18 protein-coding genes are annotated in these 21,200 nt (G+C 46.0%); 11 read left to right on the top strand and 7 right to left on the bottom strand.

Annotation, left to right across the window (positions count from 1 at the left end; translation table 11 throughout):
- Positions 1-285: 285 nt before the first annotated feature.
- Positions 286-1,182: a LysR family transcriptional regulator gene (locus tag AB4263_RS10290; protein ID WP_372098182.1), complete on the bottom strand. Its 897-nt coding sequence runs from the start codon at positions 1,180-1,182 to the stop codon at positions 286-288.
- A 98-nt stretch (positions 1,183-1,280) separates the two neighbouring features.
- Between AB4263_RS10290 and AB4263_RS10285 the strand changes: the two genes are divergently transcribed.
- Positions 1,281-2,165 carry an SMP-30/gluconolactonase/LRE family protein gene (locus AB4263_RS10285; RefSeq protein ID WP_372098180.1) on the top strand — a complete coding sequence of 295 codons (885 nt, stop codon included), beginning with the start codon at positions 1,281-1,283 and terminating at the stop codon, positions 2,163-2,165.
- Between the two features lie 113 nt (positions 2,166-2,278).
- Here AB4263_RS10285 and AB4263_RS10280 read toward each other — a convergent pair whose 3' ends face one another.
- From AB4263_RS10280 to AB4263_RS10265, 4 genes are all read right to left on the bottom strand, one after another.
- Positions 2,279-3,172: a DMT family transporter gene (locus AB4263_RS10280; protein ID WP_372098179.1), complete on the bottom strand. Its 894-nt coding sequence runs from the start codon at positions 3,170-3,172 to the stop codon at positions 2,279-2,281.
- Positions 3,173-3,416: 244 nt separating this feature from the next.
- Positions 3,417-3,863, bottom strand: coding sequence for a pentapeptide repeat-containing protein (locus tag AB4263_RS10275; RefSeq protein ID WP_372098178.1), 447 nt, complete (start codon positions 3,861-3,863; stop codon positions 3,417-3,419).
- A 72-nt stretch (positions 3,864-3,935) separates the two neighbouring features.
- A complete protein-coding gene (locus AB4263_RS10270; protein ID WP_017086141.1) occupies positions 3,936-4,328 on the bottom strand; it encodes a metalloregulator ArsR/SmtB family transcription factor in 393 nt (130 codons plus the stop codon).
- A gap of 76 nt (positions 4,329-4,404) precedes the next feature.
- A complete protein-coding gene (locus tag AB4263_RS10265; protein ID WP_372098181.1) occupies positions 4,405-5,334 on the bottom strand; it encodes a permease in 930 nt (309 codons plus the stop codon).
- 379 nt (positions 5,335-5,713) lie between these two features.
- Between AB4263_RS10265 and AB4263_RS10260 the strand changes: the two genes are divergently transcribed.
- The gene (locus AB4263_RS10260; protein WP_372098177.1) at positions 5,714-7,066 is read left to right on the top strand and encodes a CAP domain-containing protein; all 1,353 of its coding nucleotides are present in this window, start codon (positions 5,714-5,716) and stop codon (positions 7,064-7,066) included.
- A 287-nt stretch (positions 7,067-7,353) separates the two neighbouring features.
- Complete coding sequence (locus AB4263_RS10255; protein ID WP_050644589.1) at positions 7,354-7,842, top strand: hypothetical protein; 489 nt, start codon at positions 7,354-7,356, stop codon at positions 7,840-7,842.
- Positions 7,843-7,960: 118 nt separating this feature from the next.
- On the opposite strand, the gene AB4263_RS10250 is transcribed toward AB4263_RS10255, so the two are convergent.
- Complete coding sequence (locus AB4263_RS10250) at positions 7,961-9,691, bottom strand: amidohydrolase (protein ID WP_372098176.1); 1,731 nt, start codon at positions 9,689-9,691, stop codon at positions 7,961-7,963.
- Between the two features lie 320 nt (positions 9,692-10,011).
- Between AB4263_RS10250 and AB4263_RS10245 the strand changes: the two genes are divergently transcribed.
- Entirely contained in the window at positions 10,012-10,530 is a 519-nt protein-coding gene (locus AB4263_RS10245) for a lipocalin family protein (RefSeq protein ID WP_371724674.1), read from the top strand.
- 94 nt (positions 10,531-10,624) lie between these two features.
- On the opposite strand, the gene AB4263_RS10240 is transcribed toward AB4263_RS10245, so the two are convergent.
- On the bottom strand, positions 10,625-11,239 hold the full coding sequence (locus AB4263_RS10240; RefSeq protein ID WP_004736309.1) for a TetR/AcrR family transcriptional regulator: 615 nt from the start codon (positions 11,237-11,239) through the stop codon (positions 10,625-10,627).
- A 200-nt stretch (positions 11,240-11,439) separates the two neighbouring features.
- Between AB4263_RS10240 and AB4263_RS10235 the strand changes: the two genes are divergently transcribed.
- The 7 genes from AB4263_RS10235 to cyoE all read left to right on the top strand — a co-directional run bounded on the left by AB4263_RS10235 (position 11,440) and on the right by cyoE (position 21,165).
- The gene (locus tag AB4263_RS10235; protein WP_372098175.1) at positions 11,440-12,552 is read left to right on the top strand and encodes an efflux RND transporter periplasmic adaptor subunit; all 1,113 of its coding nucleotides are present in this window, start codon (positions 11,440-11,442) and stop codon (positions 12,550-12,552) included.
- A gap of 8 nt (positions 12,553-12,560) precedes the next feature.
- A complete protein-coding gene (locus tag AB4263_RS10230; RefSeq protein WP_372098174.1) occupies positions 12,561-15,674 on the top strand; it encodes an efflux RND transporter permease subunit in 3,114 nt (1,037 codons plus the stop codon).
- A 717-nt stretch (positions 15,675-16,391) separates the two neighbouring features.
- Entirely contained in the window at positions 16,392-17,288 is an 897-nt protein-coding gene (gene cyoA, locus AB4263_RS10225; protein WP_372098173.1) for a ubiquinol oxidase subunit II, read from the top strand.
- A 5-nt stretch (positions 17,289-17,293) separates the two neighbouring features.
- The gene (cyoB, locus tag AB4263_RS10220; RefSeq protein WP_372098172.1) at positions 17,294-19,369 is read left to right on the top strand and encodes a cytochrome o ubiquinol oxidase subunit I; all 2,076 of its coding nucleotides are present in this window, start codon (positions 17,294-17,296) and stop codon (positions 19,367-19,369) included.
- Positions 19,341-19,976: a cytochrome o ubiquinol oxidase subunit III gene (gene cyoC / locus AB4263_RS10215; protein ID WP_080967339.1), complete on the top strand. Its 636-nt coding sequence runs from the start codon at positions 19,341-19,343 to the stop codon at positions 19,974-19,976. The genes cyoB and cyoC overlap by 29 nt, the downstream gene beginning before the upstream one ends.
- A complete protein-coding gene (gene cyoD / locus AB4263_RS10210; RefSeq protein WP_017066633.1) occupies positions 19,976-20,287 on the top strand; it encodes a cytochrome o ubiquinol oxidase subunit IV in 312 nt (103 codons plus the stop codon). The genes cyoC and cyoD overlap by 1 nt, the downstream gene beginning before the upstream one ends.
- The gene (cyoE, locus tag AB4263_RS10205; RefSeq protein WP_372098171.1) at positions 20,248-21,165 is read left to right on the top strand and encodes a heme o synthase; all 918 of its coding nucleotides are present in this window, start codon (positions 20,248-20,250) and stop codon (positions 21,163-21,165) included. Before cyoD ends, cyoE begins: the two co-directional genes overlap by 40 nt.
- Positions 21,166-21,200 lie beyond the last annotated feature (35 nt).

The raw sequence follows: 21,200 nt of genomic DNA, 5'->3' as shown, positions 1-21,200 counted from the left end.
ACCTCCCTCGGTAATCACACTAACCTCCCTCGGTAATCACACTAACCTCCCTCGGTAATCACACCAACCTCAAATTCCCTCCTAATCTCCCCTTAATCCGTATTTTCGACCCATTATGATTTCGTGGAAAGGGGATGAACTCAACTTGAGGGGGAGTTAGAGGGGGAGGGTGTTTCAAAATCGACGAATACACGGCAGCCTATCAGCTATTGAAAGCACGGCGATTGAGCCTGATATGAATGGAACGCACATACGTTCCAATTGAAAGATTTAGCGTTCTAAAACCTACAACGTATAAGTGTTATTCGATTCCAACCACTCTTTTACCGCTCGGTTAAAAGTGACCAACTTCTGTGGTGTTACTCTTCTTTGAGCATAGATAAGGCTTAGCTTTTGGGCTTTTATCGACCATTCTGGGAATACGTGAATAAGCTCACCTTGTTTGAGCTGCTCTTCAACTTGATAGAACGGCAAGCTGGCGACACCTATCCCTTGCATCGCTAACTCCAAAATTGAACTGTAGGTATTCGAGCTAACGCTTCCGGTTACTTCAACATGGTAGGTTTGCTCGCCATTGACCAACTCCAACTGATTCCAACGTTCATTTTGACTGTTAAGAATGAAGCTACATTTGTGGATGTCTTTGGTGGTGGCGATTGGGTAAGTTGATGCGTAATCCGCACTGCAAACGAGAACATTGCGGATATGCCCAAGATCGTTGGCAATCACATCATTAGGCAGTTCATCGTAGGCTCTAAAAGCAATGTCAAAGTCGCCAGATTCTATCTTCTTTTTCATCGGCCCAAAGTCGAGAATCAAATCCACTTTTGGATACTCTTGCTTGAAAGTAGGGATGATATGACGACAAAGCGCACGCCCAAACTCTATCGGTGCGGTAATTTTTAAATCGCCTGCCACTTCCTGCGTCATGTCTAAGACACGCATTTCCGCTTCGATTGCTAATAGTTGAATTTGCTTCGCTTTCGAATACAACTCTTCACCCACTTCTGTGAGGCTGATAGAACGAGTCGTTCTGTGAAACAGCTTAGAGTTCAATGTTTCTTCGAGTCGTTGTACATGCCGAGACACCAAACCTTTTGACACATCCAATACTTCAGCGGCCTTGGTGAAGCTTTGCTCTTCGGCGACAGTCAAGAAGGTCTGCATATAAATCAAATTCATCATTAACACCATTTAGTAAACAGTGAAGTCATTTTGTACTGTTTCTCTCACTCCTTCAAGAAACTAAGATTCAAAACGTAAACAGAAGGAGAAGAACAATGAACAAATTACTACTTATTACCGCTGCAATGGCTGCCTCTATGAATGTTTCAGCTGCCTCTGTTGTAGAAAGCAACCCAACACTGGTTGGAGACTCATTCGGCTTTGTTGAAGGCCCAACATGGGATGTGGAACATCAACGTTTCTTGTTTAGCGATATTCCAAATAACACAACCTATTCTTACGATCTTAACGGCAAGTTGAGCGTTTTTGATGATAATTCTGGCTATGCCAATGGTCTCGATATTGATGTGAAAGGCAACCTTTGGGCTGCTCGCCATGATAGAAAGTTGTCGTACCGTCAGGGCAACGGAGAGAAAGTGATTGTCGCTGCAACGTATAACGGCAAGCTGCTCAATAGCCCGAATGATTTAACCGTTAACAGCGATGGCAGCGTGTGGTTCACCGATCCTCCGTTTGGTATCCAAGGTTACGGCCCAGCAAAGGCAGAACCAGAGCAACCGGTTAATGGCGTTTATCGTTATTTAGATGGTGATCTAAAGTTGATCACTGGAGAGTTCAAGCTGCCAAACGGCATCGCTTTTTCTTCTGATGAATCTTCTTTATACGTTGCCGACACATCTGATGGCTGGGTATACCGATTTGATGTTGATGGAGAGTCACTCAGCAATAAGACTCAGTTTGCTCAAGTGAAGGCGGAGTCTGGCTCTGAACCTATGGTTGATGGTGTCGCTGTTGATGCCGATGACAACCTATTTGTTGCAGCGCACGGTGGCGTGGGTGTGTTCGATAAAGACGGTAAGCAGATAGACTTCATTGCTATTGATGCGGGCCATATCAGCAACCTAGAAATTGGCGGGAAACAGCAAGACTTACTGATGGTAACGGCATACAACAAAGTGTTGGTGTTCAAGCTTAAGTAACACCTTATACAAACGAAAATAAAAAAGGGACGGGTAGAAATACCGGTCCCTTTTCTCATTTGAATAGGTCGAAAGTGGGTTAGCTCGATGCGCTGCAAGGATGCTGCTGGCAATTAAGACTTAGTCTGATTGGCTTCTATATCAAGCGCCGTTTGATTTGGCTTACTGAAGTACTTCTTCCACTTTATTGGCATCATCGGAATGACGATCAGGCTGATGCCGACAAGGGTCAACATGTCTGGAATCTCATCAAACCACATCACGCCAAATAAGGTCACGAACACCAACCCCGAGTATTCCGCGAGAGCAATTTGGTTTGCTGGTGCTTTTTTATAAGCCACCACCACAAGGGCATGGTATCCAAGAACGAACAGGTTGATTGCCATAATCCACCCAACATGACGCCATTCAATCGCCGCCCATGCAGGTAGAGCAAGAGCCAACGCCAGCGGTAGAGTCATCACACTGGTCCAAAATAGTGTCGAGATAATGTGTTGTTCTGCGTGAAGACGTTTAATCAAAATATTGCCGACACCCATCGCGAGCGCACTGCCTAACCCTGCAATAGCGGCCCAGTGAAATTGCTCTGGACGCAACACGATTAACACACCCGCGAAACCAATCAATGTCGCCACCACTTTTGATGATGTCGGCTTCTCTTTCAGTAAAACAATAGAAAGCGGGAGCATAAGAATGGGCCCAACATAGAACATCGCATTTGCGGTCGCCAACGTTAGGTGTGTGATGGCAATCATTGCGCAGCCGCTTCCCATTAGGATGAATTGAGCCCGCAAAAAATTGATGCGACAACCACCTTGCATGCGCGTCTCTTTGGGTAGCTTTAGCCAAAAAGGGAGCAGCAACATCACGCTCAATAGCTGGCGGATAAACACATATTGGAACGTGGGCACTTCACCGTTCAGCACTTTGAGTGAGACGTCTGAAAAGGATGCGAGCAGGTTGGCGAATACTAAGAGCAAAATCGCGTGGTTCGTGGCTTTGGTCATACAGAAACAGTGCTACATATTTGTCATACAATTATGGGCGCACATAATACATGAGAATCGAAAATATGTAAGAACAAAAAAACAAGTAAGAACAATGTCGTTCGATGCTTAGTGATACGGGATGCGAGATCTGCTGTTACGACCTGAGTTCAGTAGGTGAGTGCCCAGTCCAATTCGGTATTTATCGAATAATCGAATGAATATGCAACAATATCAGCGCATTGGAGATCATCGCTGCTTGAACCTACTTGGCAGAGAGACACTGTCGGGTAGGATCTCGCAACTCAATAATGGTATTGCTTGTGTCGATTCGTTTGAAAGCAGAGTCACTGACTTGGGCATTGCTGAAATCGGTACGGAATAAATCGGCGCGCAGTAAATCGACGTTGAGCATTTGGGCGTAACTCATGTTGGCGTTACGCAAGTCAGCATCGCGGAAGCTGGTATTGTTGAGGTTCGCGTGGCTGAAATTGGCATAGGTGATGTCAGCCTCATTCATGTTCGCACCCGATAAATCGGCGCCACTAAAATCAGTACGTATCAGGTTGGCGCAACGAAGGTCAACATCTTGAAGCGCTAGATTACTTAGATCGGTATTACCTAATTGTGCTCGTTCGCCGCCTTGGTTTTCCAACCACAGTTTATGCTGTTCTAAAATAGAATCGAGTTGTTGTTGAGTGTATTTATTCATACTTCACACCACCAATTGAATCAGAGATACCGGTATTGGGCATCTCTTTCTCGCGTCTCTTGTTATCGCGACTTAGCTAATCTTGCTCTGCCATATTTCGCTGTCTGGGCCGATAACACAGTCACCATCAACTCTCATTGATAAGCGAATCTGACAACGTTTAACCACTTCTTGGAAATCATCTTCTGGCAAGTAACGAACAGAGTCGACCAAAGCTTTGCAGTGAGGCGCGGTTTGTTCTTTCAAGGTGTAAAACACCCATTTGCCTTTCTTATCGTGGTTAAGTAGCCCAGCTTTGTAGAGCATTTTTAGGTTGCGAGATACGTTGTATTGGGTTTCACCTATGATGTCGATTGCTTCAGCGACAGCCATGCATTCGTCAACATGCAGGAACAACCAGAACAATCTCAGTCGATTAGGTTCTGATAAGGCTTTTAGCGAATCAATGTATTTTTCATCCATCATGGTTTTACCTTTTCAACTTAGTCGCACCACTCTCAATGAGCGGCGCGAAGCTTTATATTTTTCAATGTGTCCGATTTTACACAACGTATTGGAAGATAGCGCCACCAATGATGGCGGTCGTTAAGACTATTCCCACAAACGCGATTACGGCTTTTCTTTTAAGAACTGCAGATACTAGCGCGATTTCAGGCAAACTGGCACCTGTACCGCCAATAATTAATGCCAATGCAGCACCTAAGCCCATTCCCTTAGCAATTAATACGTTAAGTAGTGGAATTGCCATCTCGATACGTAAGTAAAGCGGGATACCAATCAATGAAGCGACCACGATAGATTGGAAGCTGTCGCCACCCACGTATTTCTCTACTAAGTCTGCAGGTAGGTAAGCCGCCGAGAAGCCACTGATCGCCGCACCTAAAAGTACATACGGGATGATTCGTTTGAACAAAGACCAAGCTCCACCCATTGCATTACGTATTCTTGATGCGGAAGAAGGGGTTGCGCTGCACGAGTTACTCGCATTGATTGAGCTATCTGAACAGCTTTTTCTTTTGGTGTCTTCAAGTTCAGCGCCGCGTTTGATCTCGTTTCTCCAAGGTGATTTGGAAATCAAGTAACCACCAAGAACCGCTGCGGTAAAGGTGACCAAGAAGTACACCACGGTGATCTTCAATCCGAACGAGGCGTACACCATCGCCAATACGATGAAGTTACACAGCGGTGCCGAGATGATGAAGCTCATCACAGTGCCTAATGATGCGCCCATCGACGCCATTGCCATGGTCACCGGAACCACGGCTGCGCTACAAAATGGGGTCAACATCCCGAACAATGCGCCTAGTAAGGTTCCCCATTTGTCGTGTTTGGTCAGCGTCGTTTGGAGTTTATCTTGAGGGATATACTCTCGCATGATGCCTGTAAGCACCGACACAATCGCGATGATAACAACCAGCCCTTTGGCCACATAAAAGAACTCATTTAACGCAATAACTAATTTAGCATCCACAATTGGAATATCTAGCAAGTAAAAAGAGATCTGAATAATATACACACATGCACGATTGTGCAAGTGTATATATTTAATTGTCATGTAATGCAAGTTAAGAAGGGTGTTAAGTGACGAGGGAAATTAAAGATATTGATAGTGACTGCGTTGTCATTAAGTCTCAATTTTTCAATTGATTGAGTTGTTTTCGTCGATGACCAATAGATCGGCATACGCGCTTTCAACCACTTGACCAAGTTTGCCTTCTTGGTATGGCTAGATCTTATAAAATGTTAAATCGGTGTCAGTATTTGGGGCTCTGACATTGGTCTGAAATTTAAGTTCGTTCTATGAGGCAACATCCTTACATTAAGATAAATATATGCTTAAGGATTAACTCATGAAAAAACAAAATATCTCGGCAGTAGCCCTTCTAGCACTGATTATTACGGGTTGTGGTGGAGAGAGTTCATCAGGAGGTGACAGCACAACGTCTAATAACGCTAATGTTCCAAGTAATCCAAGTAATCCAAGTAATCCAAGTAATACCGGCTCATCATCTACCTCTCAGCAGCCTGACATTAAAGCTCTTAGCAACAATATGATTTTTGCGATCGAAGGTTTTATCGAAGAAACGGATCCAATCAGAAATTTCTCATCTATTACCGTCAAAAATGAGCTGCCTGCGTTCAAGAGTGGAGATACTCAGGAGGTTGATGTGACTATCGCTGTACCAACAATCGTTATCGATAATGGCAGCAACTTTGTTAACGATTGGCACTGTTACGAAACCACAGGATTAAGCGCGCAAAGGAAGGATCATCAGTTACTTGTGGACGGTACAATTTCTGAATATCGATACGATATGCAAAGTAACTCTTGTTCTAGTGAGCTCTTGGGATCGTATGTGTTTAACGATGCGGTGTTCGACAGTTCGTTGGAATTTAAAACCGTTGGCAGCGTAGTTTCCAAAGATGGGAGCGGGATAGAGTCTAATTTACCTACTTACGATTTTATCGCTCAAGCTTATGGAGAGCAGTCAAAAGAGCGGTTTGGTGATTCTTGGGAATTATTACAGCGCGACAAAATTAACGCAGCAGCTAAGGAGGTTGGGGCCTCGATCTTTGAGTTGAACACTTCATCTGGAAAGATCGATTTGGATCTAGGTCAGCTTAATAGCGACACTCTCATCGATTTCGCTTCACTAGATACAAATCAATTATTGAACGGTGCGATTTGGGGGATGCCCGGTCAAGGCGTTGCCGATGATAAATGGTGCCGAATTGTGAATATTCCAGAAGATCTAAGTCAGAACAGTATCAAGTACCAATCTGTTATCTCGACAAATTGTGCGAGGTCGACACAACGTTATTGTGATGCCTTTGGTTCATCGTTTTCGAGTGGTAACTACCCACCAGCAGCTCCTATCGCTTGGGACAATAACACGGCGAGTAATGCTCAGTTGAACTCAGATGAGCAGTACCGAAGAGATGCTCAAGGTCACTTTGTTGTGAACAGTTCTGGTCAGAATGCGTTTGTCCTCTCATCCAATTCTGTTGTGATTCCTATTTTTGGTTACACCAGTCCGCGAAGTGATGGGCAAGTTAACAATGCTGGTCTTAATAGTTGGGCTGGTCACGAAGGTCACTGCCAAAACGTGATGAATAGCCGACACACAAAGATGGGGATTGGATACAAAGCCAGTAAGTCAGATGCATCGAAGATGTCTTATTGGACGCAAGATTTCAATTAACACACTCATTGCCTAAATAAGGGTCATCCATTTAGCGTTTCTATTCTTTCCTTAGTTGGTAGTGGCAGGTTACTTGGTAGTAGCAGATCACTCGATAGTGCCATTTTACTTTACAGTGATACGTGGGCGATCAGGATTATTGAAGGTGGAGGGGCGAAGACACTATGACGATTCATTTGTGTTGTGAATGATTTTGAGTGGTGTCATGAAATGGTAAGTTTTGCTTCGATTCGAACGCTAAGATGTATTTCAAATCAAGGCTACTTATCAAATTAGAGAGAGACAGAATGACTAAATCAGACAAAGTTTACGGGTTCAACACACCACAACGTCTATTCGTAGGTTACACGTTAGCCGTGCTGGTGGACTTAGTAGTACTTAACTTTTTCGATGAGTACTGGGACTTCGTCAACATTGAATCTTTCACTATTTCTTTGATAGCGGCGTTGTTGCTGCAGTTATTGTTGAAGCTCTCTATTGGCTTAGAACACAAGGTAGCGGATTACTTCAAACAGAAATCTGGAACGGCACCTAAGGTGTATCGAGCGCTGTCGACATACATTATTCTTGTTGGCTCAAAATTCGTCATGCTAGAAGCGATAAACCTTATGTTCGGTGACAAGGTGAGCTTCACAGGCCCTTGGGGCGGTGTAGTAGCGTTCTTCGCTGTGGTATTTACGATTCTGGTTGCTGAAGTGATTGTATCGAAGATCTACTTTGCTCTGGATGAAAAGCAAGATTCAAATGTGAACGCGCTTAAAGACACCAACGCGTAACACAACATAAAATACAGATGTGAATAACAGACGAGCCAGCTGATTAAGCTGGCTCGTTTTCGTTTTCGTTTTCGTTTTCGTTTGAGTTGCGATAACCAATTCGATGCGCTTGTTGGTTCTATTTTTCGTAAACCACATCCCCGCGCAACACCGTTATCAACACCTGAGTCTTGGCTATTTGTCTTGCCGATATGGTCGTGATGTCTCGGTCGAGAATGGCGAAGTCCGCTGATTTTCCTACCTCAATAGATCCAGTGATGTCGTCGATGCCCAAGCTAGAAGCGGCATTAATCGTGTAAGCGTCGATAGCCGTGTAGATATCAGTTAGGCCTGTTTTACCCATGATTAAGCTGTTCGCGATGCCAACCAATGGGTTGATGTCGTGTACGTTCCAGTCACTGCTTAAGGTGATATTGGCATCAGTCTTAAGTATCGCGTCTAAGTTCATCATGGCTTTGGCACGGCGAGCACCAAGGAAAGCTTCGGCCCATTGGTGTTGATGCCTTGCAACGTAATCAGAGCCGACTTGGAAATCTGCGGTTACGTCTAATTGACGAAAGCGTGGCACATCTTCATCATTGATTAATTCGACATGGGTTAGGGTGTAGGGTTTGGTTGAGCCTTGTTTACGAATACTTTCTATTGCATCAAGAGATTCACGAACCGCTCCATCACCAATGGCATGAATGTGGGCGCTAAAACCTATTTTTTCGAGCGCAGTTAGCCACTCTTTCATTTGTTCCGGCGGAATATAGTTCAAGCCATTAGGAGACTGGGGAAGATAAGTATCTAAGTAGGGTGCGAGCGTTTTGGCGGTGCCGTTGATAAAGATGCCGTCGCTGTACATTTTCACCTGTTCGACAAGTAACAGACGGCTTTTATCGTCGGAATACATCTTCTCAAAGACTTCTAATTGAGAAGGCATTGCCATCGATGGGTACACCCAAGGGCGTAGCGAAACACGCGCCGTTAAGTCTTGATTTTGCTCGGCCTCTAGCCAAACGTCATACCAACCTCGTTTCCAATACATGCGACCGTCGCCAATGGTAGTGATGCCGTGGGCTGCCGCTTCCTCAAGCCCGAACATTAACCCTTGGTAGCTTTGCTCAAACAGTTCGCTTTGGCTGTTCCAAGCCATCTCCATCACTTGATCGCCAGCATTGTCTAATAAGATGCCATTGAGTTTGCCGCTGTCTTGGTCTTTTAAATAAGCGCCACCTTGTGGATCTGGCGATTGCTGGCTGATTCGGGCGATTTTCAGTGCTTTAGAGTTGACCCACATCGAGTGTGAAGTCTGCTCCATGATCACCACTGGGCGATCCGGGAAGATGCTGTCGATGATCTCAAGTGGTGTGTATTCAGAGTCGCTATCGAGCGTCGCTTCCAAAGAAAAACCATAGCCCATAAGCCAACCTCTGCCATCGGTATCAGCATTGATCTTACACGCTTCTAAGTAGGGAATTTGCTCTTCTAATGTGGCTTCAGAGTCGAGTTCACAATTGCCACCCAGCTCTGAGGCGGCTTCAAACACATGGTTATGGTTGTCAATGAACCCCGGAAGGACAAAGGCATTGTCTAAATCAATGACATCGGTACGTTGCCCTTGAAAAGTTTGCGCCTGTGATTGGTTACCAATGAAGATGATCTTGCCGTTGTGGGTAACGATCGAGTTCGACTCACGATGCCCGTATATATCTGCATTGGTAAATATCTGGTCTGCACTTTGGCTTTGAACTGCTGTTTGTGTTTGAACAATAGTGGTGGCTTGCGCAAGAACGGGCGCTACGGCCGTTAAGCTTGCGAGTAATACTATCCATGCAGTGCGTGACAGAGTGAGCTTGTTATTCATTATTATGTCTTCCATGTTCCACTGTTTAGTAAGTATAGAAAGCGAGTGGCCAGAATCATATCGTGAATTTTTAATAATAAAGTGTCCTTGATTGCTCTCTTGTTTGCATGTAATTCCAATATCTTTTGAGGTGGTTGTGGGAATACAGCTCATGAATAAAGGATTACGAATCCATTCACAGACTAAACGATTCACATAAGGTTCTGAATAAATTACAGTTAAGTGAACTATAAAAATGGATTTAACGTATTACCAAGGATGTAAGTTTATGTTTTCACGAGACTTACTCGCATTACTAATAAAAACAAGTCGAGGTTAGGATGAAAAAAATATTATTGCTGCTTAGCGTGATCTTATTGGGTGGTTGTGTTGGCATGCCCGAAACGGTTAAGCCTGTTCAACAGTTTGAGTTGGAACGATACCTAGGGAAATGGTACGAAGTGGCTCGTTTGGATCACTCGTTTGAGCGCGGCTTAAGTAATGTGAGCGCTGAATACAGCCTGCGTGATGATGGCGGCGTGAAGGTGATTAACCGTGGTTATTCGGCGGAAGAAGGTGAGTGGAACGAAGCGGAAGGAAAAGCGTACTTCGTTGAGGGCTCTGAACAAGGCTATTTGAAAGTGTCTTTCTTTGGCCCTTTCTACGGCGCTTATGTCGTGTTTGAATTAGACAAAGAGGGCTACCAATACGCGTTTGTTTCTGGGCCCGACACTGATTACTTATGGCTACTCGCAAGAACGCCTGAAGTCGCACCAGAAGTGATGGAGAAGTTTAAAGCCATGTCGAAAGAGCGTGGCTTCAATACCGATGAGCTGATCGTTGTGGAACATACCCAATAAACCGATCGCTGTTATTGCTGAGAGTGACTGATGATTGATAAGGCACAGAGGATGAATTTCTCTGTGCCTTTTTTATTCAAAGATAGAGCTACAATTAACGAGGCTGGTTGCCGTTCAAGAATAGCGCGACACATTCGCGAGTGTAGTGAAGTCTTTCTTCTTCAGATTCTCCGCTGTCGTGTCCGAAGAATCCCCAATACGCCGATTTGCCGTGAAACATCAGCAACAGTTGGCGTGCTGCAATGACTGGCGAGCTTGATGTCGACAGTGTGAGATCACCAGAGTCTATTTTCGACTGCAAATAATCAGCAAGTAACTTGGTGGTTTTCTGAGGCCCAGTTTCTAAATAGATAGAGGCGATCTCTGGATGCGTATTCGCTTGGCTAATGGCATTTTGAAAGGTTTGTCTAGATTGTTCATCAAGTAATAAATCCTGAAACTTCACACCAAATTTCACCAACTCATCACCCACCGCAGCATCCATATCAAAGGCAGCAGGACTGAGTTCTCGCTCCGCACACTTGGTTTGCATGCAGGTTTCGAAAAGTTCGTCTTTGTTTTTAAAGTGAGAGTAGACCGTTTGCTTGGAAACGTTCGCTGCTTTGGCTATTTGATCCATATTGATCTTGAAGCCATGTTCAGAGAAAAGTTGGCTGGCTGCGGTTAAGATCTGCGATCTCTTCTGTTCACTCTTGATGATTTTAGTCACGTGCTTGCTTCTCGTTACTTAGTGCCTGTTGGTGCTCAGTTCTATGTGTCTCGTTTACGCTAAGCATTATGCTTTTTGTGATGGTTTTATCAATCATTAACGATGAAACTTATTTTTAACACAATCAAACTAGACAGTCTAGTTTGATTTGGTTAGTCTAAAAAAAGAACATAATTGAGTACCGCATAGGAACAGTACGTATGTATAAATTGATGAAGGGAAGCGCAGTGGCAGTGGCGTTGTCGGCTTTTCTTGTTGGATGTGGCGAAAAGGAACAAGCCCAAGAGTCGGTTGATTCAACCTCTGAAACGGCATCGAGCGTCCAAACTATTTTAACCGTGGAAACGATGGCCTTGGCGCTGTCTTCCTCTTATGCAGTACAACGCGAATATGTCGGTGTGGTTAAGGCGGGTCAACAGGCCAATTTAGGTTTCGAGTTGGCCGGAAAAGTAAACGAGATTCTGGTGGATGTCGGTGACACAGTCACAACGGGTCAGCCGTTGATCAGACTGGATACCCAACTTTTGGAAACCGAGTCTAGCCAACTGAAAGCGCAGGCTGAAGAAGTCAAAGCTCAATTGAGTTTGGTGGCAGCGAACCTTAAACGTCAACGTTCATTGAAAGCGAAAGGCTTCAGTGCCGAAGCGGAGATTGATTCGTTAACCAGTGAACAGCGCGTGTTGCAGGCGAACTTATTGCGTATTGATGCCTCGGTAAAAGGCAATGAATTGAAGTTGGTTAAGTCGACGGTTCGTGCGCCTTATTCGGGCACTATCGCAACGCGTTTTGTGTCGTTGGGTGATGTGGTGAATGTGGGTAATCCAACTCTTACATTGCTTGCTTCAGAAGGCAAAGAGGCCTTCATCGGTATTCCTGCTCACCAAATGCAAAAAGTCACCTCACTTTCTTCGCCTAACATCCGAGTTGGGAGAACAGATTATGCCGTGGAGCTATTGAATCCCGGCGCAATGGTCGACACCCAATCTCGCAGTGTCGGTTTGCGTTACCTATTCCCTGAACAATCATCGGTATTGGAAGGGCAACTTGCCTACCTTAAATTTGATGAACAGATTGATGACTCAGGTTACTGGGTGCCATTAACGGGTTTGATTGATGGATTGCGCGGTGTGTGGAACATCTTTGTGATTGGTGAAGACAATAAGGTTGAACGTAGAAGTGTTCAGGTGCTGTTTGCCAACAATCAACAAGCGTACGTGAGTGGGGCGATTGAAGACGGTGAACAGGTCATCGCCAGTGGTTTACATCGCTTAGTTCCGGGCCAAATCGTGAAACCAGTCAGTGCGGCTGAGTAGGTAATAGTATGAAAATAATAGAGACTATTTCCAACACTCGACTGCTTATCTTGATGACCGCGCTGCTGATGGTGAGTGGTATTTCGGCGTTCATGACGTTGCCACGTGCAGAAGACCCAGTAATCATCAACCGTTACGCGAACATCACAACCAGCTTCCCCGGCGCCAGTGCCGAGCGTGTTGAAACCTTGGTTACTGAGGTAATCGAGAACAAGCTGCGTGAGCTGAGTGAAGTTAAATTGGTGAGTTCAACCTCTAGGCCGAGCGTATCGATTGTCACGCTAGAACTTAATGACACCATCACCGAGCCAGAACCCGTCTGGTCCCAAGCTCGCGACAAGTTATCTGATATCGAATCCATTTTGCCTGCGGGTGCTCAATCGCCTGATCTCGATAGCGACCATACCTATGCTTTCACGACCATCGCATCTCTAACTTGGTCTGGTGCAGGCGAGCCTGATAGGTTAACGCTGGGCCGTTATGCCAAAGAGCTCGCCAAGCGACTAAGAACTTTGTCGGGTACTGAATTCGTTGATGAATACGGGATGCCGCAAGAAGAGATTCAAATCAGTTTACGTACGGCCGATGCCGCTGCTCTAGGGCGTTCAAGCGCCAATATCGCTGAATCGCTCGAAGGGGCAGACGCCAAGAACTCGGCGGGTGAATTGGTCAGTGCTTATTCTCGCTTTGGCTTGGAAATTAAATCTGAACTCGATTCTATTGAACGCATTAAGCAAGTGCCAATAGCCACTGATAGCAAGGGTCACATCATCCGTATGGAAGACATTGCTTCTGTGAAACGTGGTGAGAAGACCCCACAAGACCAGATTGCCATTATTGATGGTGAGCCGGGTGTGATTGTCGCGGCAAGAATGCATCCTGATCTGCGAGTCGACAACTGGACGTCGCGAGCTAATGCTCTGATTGGTAAATTTGAGCAAGAGTTACCAAGTAACGTTAAGGTGACGGTGCTCTTTAATCAGCAAGGTTATACCGAGACTCGCTTAGACGATTTAGGCAAAAGCTTGATGATCGGTTTCGGTCTGATTTTGATTGTGCTGTTTGTCACTTTAGGCGTACGTGCCGCGATCTTAGTGGCGATTTCTCTGCCACTGACTTCACTGCTTACATTGTCGATCATGAAAATGACCGGTGTGCCGATTAACCAAATGTCGGTGACGGGCCTAATTGTGGCGCTCGGGATCATGGTTGATAACGCGGTGGTGATGGTCGATACCATTCAGGCGTATCGCTTGAAAGGGCAACAGCGAGCTGAAGCGACCATGAATGCGTTGAAGCATTTATGGGTGCCGTTATTAGGCTCAACCTTAACTACCGTGTTGGCGTTTGCTCCGATTATCTTGATGCCGGGTGCATCGGGTGAATTTGTCGGTGGTATTGCGATTACCGTTTCTTTCTCATTGATCGGCTCTTACATCATCTCGCACACCTTAATCGCAGGCTTAGCGACTAAGCTACTGCCGAAACAACTCAGTGATGTCGACAAGAAAGGACAGCACCATTGGTACATGACCGGCTTAAGAATCCCGGCTTTGACGCGCTGGTTCTCGTCTTCTGTCCGCTTTGGTGTCACGCATCCAATTATCACGATTGCTTTGGTGTTGTTGGTTCCGTTTACCGGTTACTGGAGTATGTCTCAGCTGACTGAGCAATTCTTCCCGCCATCAGACCGAGACATGTTTGAGATCCAGGTGTACATGCCGCCGCAAGCGAGCATTTATGCCACTAAAAACACCTCTGAAAAAATCGACGATATCATTCATCGTTACCCTGAAGTGGAGCGTATCGATTGGCTCGTGGGTGCAAACTTCCCATCCTTCTATTACAACCTGCAAGCAAGGCAAAATAATGCGCCATACTTCTCGCAAGCCATGGTGAAAACAGAGAACTTTGACCAAGCCAATACGCTAATTCCACAGTTGCAAAAGGTGTTGGATGAAGAGGTGCCGGAAGCACAAATCTTGGTACGTAAGCTTAACCAAGGGCCTCCATTTACCGCGCCCGTTGAACTGCGAGTGTATGGTGAAAACCTCGATACGTTGAAAGCGATTGGTGAGGATGTGCGATTGATTTTGGCGGGTGTTCCTCATGTGACGCACACAAGGGAAACCCTGCAACCAGGTACTCCGAAGGTGTGGTTGAAGGTTGATGAAGACACCGCAAAGCTGAATGGTATTTCATTGAACCAGTTCGCAGGTATGCTGCAAACTACGCTGACAGGTCGTGAAAGTGGCTCTGTGATTGAAGGCAGTGAGTCGGTACCAATCCGTGTTCGTGTGGCAGATGAGGCGCGTGAAAACTTGGTTCACTTAAGCAATATTCGTCTGCCAATCAGTTCTGATGTCTACTCAACAGGGATCAATGTTTCGACGCTGGCAGAACTGGAATTGACGACCAGTCGCGGTGCGATTACTCGTCGTAACGGGCAGCGTGTGAATACCATCGAGGGTTACATTGAAGCGGGTGTCTTACCTCAAACCGTACTTAATGAATTCCAAAAACGCTTAGCAAGCTATGAGATGCCATCGGGTTACACCATTGGTTTTGGTGGCGAATCAGCGGAGCGAGACAATTCAGTCAACAGCCTCATCTCGAATGTCGCAGTCGTGGTGGTATTGATGGTGCTGGTGGTGGTGATGTCATTCAACTCGTTCCGAATGAGCAGCATCATCTTCATGGTAGCAGGGTTGGCTGGTGGACTAGGGCTGTTGTCGGTATGGATCTTCGGTTATCCGTTCGGCTTTACGGTGATTATCGCGATGCTTGGGATTGCGGGCTTAGCGATTAACGCGGCCATTGTGATTTTGACCGAATTGAAACTCGATAAAGAGGCTTCCTCCGGGAATGTAGATGCAGTCGTTGAAGCTGTGATGTCGTGTACTCGCCATATCAGCTCAACCACGATAACGACTGTTGGCGGCTTTATGCCATTGATCATCGCTGGCGGTGGTTTCTGGCCTCCGTTTGCGGTCGCGATTGTGGGTGGTACTGTGTTAACCACGCTTATCTCGTTCTACTTTGTGCCGGTGGTTTATCACTTGATGACTCGAAATCAGCGAAAACCATCGCGACTCAAGCGGCATAACTGTTTTTTAATTTAACTGCTTTTCAATTGCCCATAATCGAGCCGTATCTGGCTCGATTATGGTGTTGTTATTCTCGATAAATTCATCCCAATTCCTACCATTGTGTTGTTCTTTTCACCGCTATAACGTTCTCAATTAGTCAAATTATCCTTTCTGTTAGTCATAATATTCTTTCAATTCGTCACAGTAGTACATCGATGAATGCTTGGTTATCTTGCTGGTGAATGAGTGGGTATTTTGAATAATCTAACCAGTGAATACCTTGTAAATGGTATGTGAATTCACAATCTTGATGGGCGTCACACTTCTATTTATTCGCTCTTTCTAATGTACCTTGAACTAGCCCTGAGCAGTGGTGACGCGCGAGTGTTTATCTATTGTTTCGAGATCCCTTGTCAGCACTGGCTCCATTTGTGTAGCACGATATTGCTGTGTGTCTTAATCGTCTTCTATTCCTTAGTTTTCACATTCATTAATGGAAGGTTAGTTTCCAAGTTTGTTTGGTGAGCTTTCAATTTCAACTCTTCATAATGCGCCGAATGTAACAATGTATTTCAAAGTGTAACAATTAAGTCATGTTTTCTGTGTGGTTTTAACCCAGCAGTAACGAACCTTATTGCATTGCTTTTTGAGATGCGGCGTTTCACATGCTCAACACATAAATATTCTAATGATCATGACAACCAGTACTCAGACGTTCGTTCTGAGGCTGGATAACCATCGAGAAAGTTAATGGAAGCTTCAAGATATAAACGCATTTTATCGAGGACAAATTTGTCGAAGATTGGTTTGCTGGGAACCGTTCTGATGCTCGAAGGATGTAACTCCGCATTGCTCGACCCAAAAGGTAGCGTTGGCGTTCAGGAAAAAGAGCTGATTATCACGGCTCTGTTGCTGATGTTGATTGTCGTCATCCCAGTGATTCTGATGACCATCTACTTTGCTTACCGATACCGCGAGAGCAATACCACGGAAGAGTATGCACCTGACTGGGCACACTCAACCAAGATCGAAGTGGTGGTATGGACGATTCCAATCATCATCATCGCGATTCTAGCCACCATCACTTGGCGAACAACACACGAATTAGAGCCATCAAAGCCTCTGGTGAGTGACGTTAAGCCTATGGTGATCGAAGTGGTCTCTCTGGACTGGAAGTGGCTGTTCATCTATCCGGAGCAAAACATTGCGACGGTTAACTATGTTGCGTTCCCGAAAGATGTTCCGGTGACGTTTAAGCTGACTTCAGACAACATCATGAACGCATTCTTTATCCCGCGTCTTGGTTCGCAGATCTACGCGATGCCGGGAATGGTGACCAAGCTGAATTTGATCGCGAACCACGAAGGTGACTTCAAAGGCTTTGCATCGAACTACAGTGGTAAAGGGTTCTCTCAAATGAAATTCACCGCATCAGCCATGCCTGATCAAGTGGCGTTTTTAAACTGGGTGGAGAAAGTGAAAGCAAGTCCTGATCGTATTGAAGATTGGGAGCAGTTCCGTTCATTGGCCGCGCCAAGTGTGGCTGAACCTGTGACTCTGTTTTCTAGTATCCCACCATTTTTATTCACTGATGTCGTGACCCAGCACCCTGGTTCAATGAACTGTTTGCCGGAAAACCAAGGATAATCGTCATGTTTGGAAGATTAACTCTAGACTCAATTCCCTACCACGAACCCATTATTTTGGTCACCTTAACCATGATCGCTTTGGTGGGTGCTTTAGTGGTGTACGCGGTCACTAAAGCCGGTAAGTGGCAATACCTCTGGAATGAATGGTTTACGTCTGTAGACCACAAAAAACTGGGCTTCATGTACATTGCGGTTGCGATGGTGATGTTAGTTCGTGGTTTTGCTGATGCGGTCATGATGCGCAGTCAGCAATTGCTTTCTGCAGCCGGTGAGACGGGCTATTTACCGCCACATCACTACGACCAGATCTTCACGGCTCACGGCGTGATCATGATTTTCTTCGTCGCGATGCCATTGGTTATCGGTTTGATGAACATCATCGTGCCGCTGCAAATTGGTGCTCGTGATGTTGCATTCCCTTACCTGAATAACTTGAGCTTCTGGCTATTTGTGGTGGGTATTATCCTAACCAACATGTCGCTTGGCTTAGGTGAGTTTGGCCGTACGGGTTGGTTGGCGTATCCGCCGCTGTCTGGTATTGAGGCGAGCCCGGGAGTCGGGGTCGATTATTGGATATGGGCGCTGCAAATATCCGGAGTGGGTACTACGCTAACGGGTGTGAACTTCTTTGCGACCATTTTGCGCATGCGTACTCCCTCTATGCCAATGATGAAGATGCCAGTATTCACTTGGGCATCTCTGTGTGCCAACATCCTGATCATCATCTCTTTCCCAATCCTAACGGTAACCATCGCGCTTCTTACGTTGGATAGATACATCGGCACGCACTTCTTCACCAACGACCTTGGTGGCAACGTGATGATGTATGTGAACTTGATTTGGGCATGGGGACACCCTGAGGTGTACATCCTAATCTTGCCTATCTTCGGTGTGTTCTCTGAAGTGACTGCAACCTTCTCTCGCAAAAAACTGTTTGGTTATACCTCACTGGTATGGGCGACGGTGGCTATCACTATTTTAGCGTTTGTGGTTTGGCTGCATCACTTCTTTACCATGGGTTCAGGCGCCAATGTGAATGCCTTCTTTGGCATCGCAACCATGATTATCTCTATCCCGACCGGGGTTAAGATCTTCAACTGGCTGTTCACCATGTACAAAGGTCGTATCCGTTTCACAACACCTATGTTGTGGACAGTTGGCTTCCTTATCACCTTCACCGTTGGTGGTATGACGGGCGTGTTAATGGCAGTACCGGGTGCAGACTTCATTCTGCATAACTCAGTATTCCTGATTGCGCATTTCCACAACGTAATCATCGGTGGCGTAGTGTTCGGTTGTTTCGCTGCGATTGGTTACTGGTTCCCGAAAGCGACCGGTTTCACTTTGAACGAGCTTTGGGGCAAACGCGCGTTCTACTGCTGGATCATCGGCTTCTTGATGGCGTTCTTGCCGCTTTACGCTCTAGGTTTTATGGGCATGACGCGTCGTTTGAGCCAAGACATTAACCCTGAGTTCTTCCCACTATTGGCGGTTGCGGCTGCAGGTACGGGCGTGATTGCGATGGGTGTGGTGTGTCAGTTCGTTCAGATTTACGTGAGTGTTCGTGACCGCGACCAAAACCGAGATCTAACCGGTGACCCTTGGGGCGGACGTACATTCGAATGGGCGACATCGTCACCACCACCGTTCTATAACTTTGCAAAATTGCCTAAGGGCGATGAGATCGATTCGTTCTGGTATCAAAAGCAAAGTGGCGAGTTTGACCCAACTCAGGAAGAAGAATACGAACGTATTCACATGCCGAAGAACACACCGACAGGCATTTATGTGTCTGCATGGGCGTTGGCATTTGGCTTCGCAATGATCTGGTACATCTGGTGGCTAGCGGCTGCAAGCTTAGTGGGCATCGTGGTGACGTGTATTCAACACAGCTACAACGACGATGTGGACTACTACGTGGAAGTTGAAGAGATCAAAGCGATTGAAGCGGCTCGACGTGCACAGCTTGCAGAAGCGAAGAAACAGTCAGTGAAAGGCGACCATTCTGGTCGTGGTAACAGCGCTGACACTGATAACAACGACAAAAAAGATGACTTGGAGACGACGTATGCAAGCTAATACTCCGTCACACACTTATGATCTTGCACACTCGCATGATCATCACCACGAAGCTGCGGGGAATAAGTTGTTTGGCTTCTGGGTTTACTTGATGAGTGACTGTGTCCTGTTTGCCACGCTTTTCGCGACGTATGCCGTGCTTGAGAGTGGATCAATTGCAGGGCCGACAGGTAAAGACATCTTTGAACTGCCGTTCGTGTTTGTCGAAACCATGATGCTGCTGTTCAGTAGCATCACCTTTGGTTTTGGCATGATTGCAATGAAGCGCAAAGACGTGACCGGACTGAAGCGATGGATCAAAGTGACTTTCGTATTGGGCTTAGCCTTTATCTGTATGGAAGTGTATGAGTTCCACCACTTGATTGCAGAAGGTTATGGTCCTCAAGAGAGTGCGTTCCTTTCAGCGTTCTTTACCTTGGTTGGTACACACGGTTTGCACGTAACGTTCGGTCTTATCTGGATGGCGGTGGCGTATCACCAACTTTCAACCAAAGGCTTGAACGACAACATGTCGATGCGTTTCCAGTGCTTAAGTTTGTTCTGGCATTTCCTTGATATCGTTTGGATTTGTGTATTTACCATCGTGTACTTAATGGGGGTGATGTAATGGAACAGCATCTAGACAGCGGTGCAACGGATTACGTGAAAGGCTTTATTGCTTCACTAATTCTCACCATTATTCCGTTCTACATTGTGTGGGCACATGCGCTACCAAGTACGGAAACTTACGTGATCTTGTTCGGCTGTGCGCTGGTGCAAATCTTTGTGCACTTTAAGTACTTCTTGCACATGGAAGCGAAATCTCCCGATGGGCGTTGGAACTTGGTGTCATTGATGTTTACCGCCATTGTTGTATTGATTCTTATCGCTGGCTCGGTATGGATCATCTACAACATGAACGTCAACATGAAGTTGTAGGCCAAGGTATGCTGAAAAAATATTTGTCTATTACCAAACCGGGCATCATTTTCGGCAACCTGATTTCTGTTGCGGCGGGGTTCTTCCTCGCTGCAAAAACAGAACCAGCCAGTGCGATGTTGTTACTGACGACTTTAGCGGGTGTAGGGCTTGTGATTGCATCAGGTTGTGTGGTGAATAACATCTTTGATCGAGACATCGACCAAAAGATGAAGCGCACACAAAATCGAGAATTGGTTCAGGGCAACATCAATACGGACGTCGCGTTCGTTTATGCCTTGGTTTTACTGCTCTTAGGCACAGCGCTTCTGTTTCAGTTCGCTAATCCGATCTCTGCGGTCATGGTGTTGCTTGGCTATGTGTTTTACGTCTTTTTCTACACCATGTGGTACAAGCGTACATCGGTGTACGGCACTTTAGTCGGCAGTATTTCGGGCGCAGTTCCGCCATTGGTGGGTTACTTGGCGGTGACTAATTACATCAGCCTTGAAGCGGTATTGTTGTTTGTGATGTTCTGTTTATGGCAAATGCCACACTCGTACGCGATCGCGATGTTCCGGATACAAGATTATCGAGATGCAGGCATTCCCGTGTTACCGGTGAAAGAGGGCGTCGACAAAGCACATCAGCACATGAAAGCCTATGTGGTGGCGTTTGGCGCAGTCTCATTGGCGCTGTTCCTACTCGGAGACGCAGGTTATGAATACCTAGCTGTGTCGGCAGCCGTTTGCTTTATGTGGACCAAAGTGACGTTCCGTAAGGTCGACTGCCTCAACTACATTCAGTGGTCAAAGACTGTGTTTAAGGTGTCCCTGCTGGTGGTAATGAGCATCAGTGGTGTGCTGGGACTGGAGTTGATTCCACTGCCTTTTTCGTAAGGTTGGAACAAGATTAACCTATCAAGCAGTTCGCA

The organism is Vibrio sp. 10N.261.55.C5 (assembly GCF_041470505.1).
Lineage (GTDB): Bacteria > Pseudomonadota > Gammaproteobacteria > Enterobacterales > Vibrionaceae > Vibrio > Vibrio crassostreae_C.
This window is presented reverse-complemented; position numbering and strand designations above follow the sequence as displayed.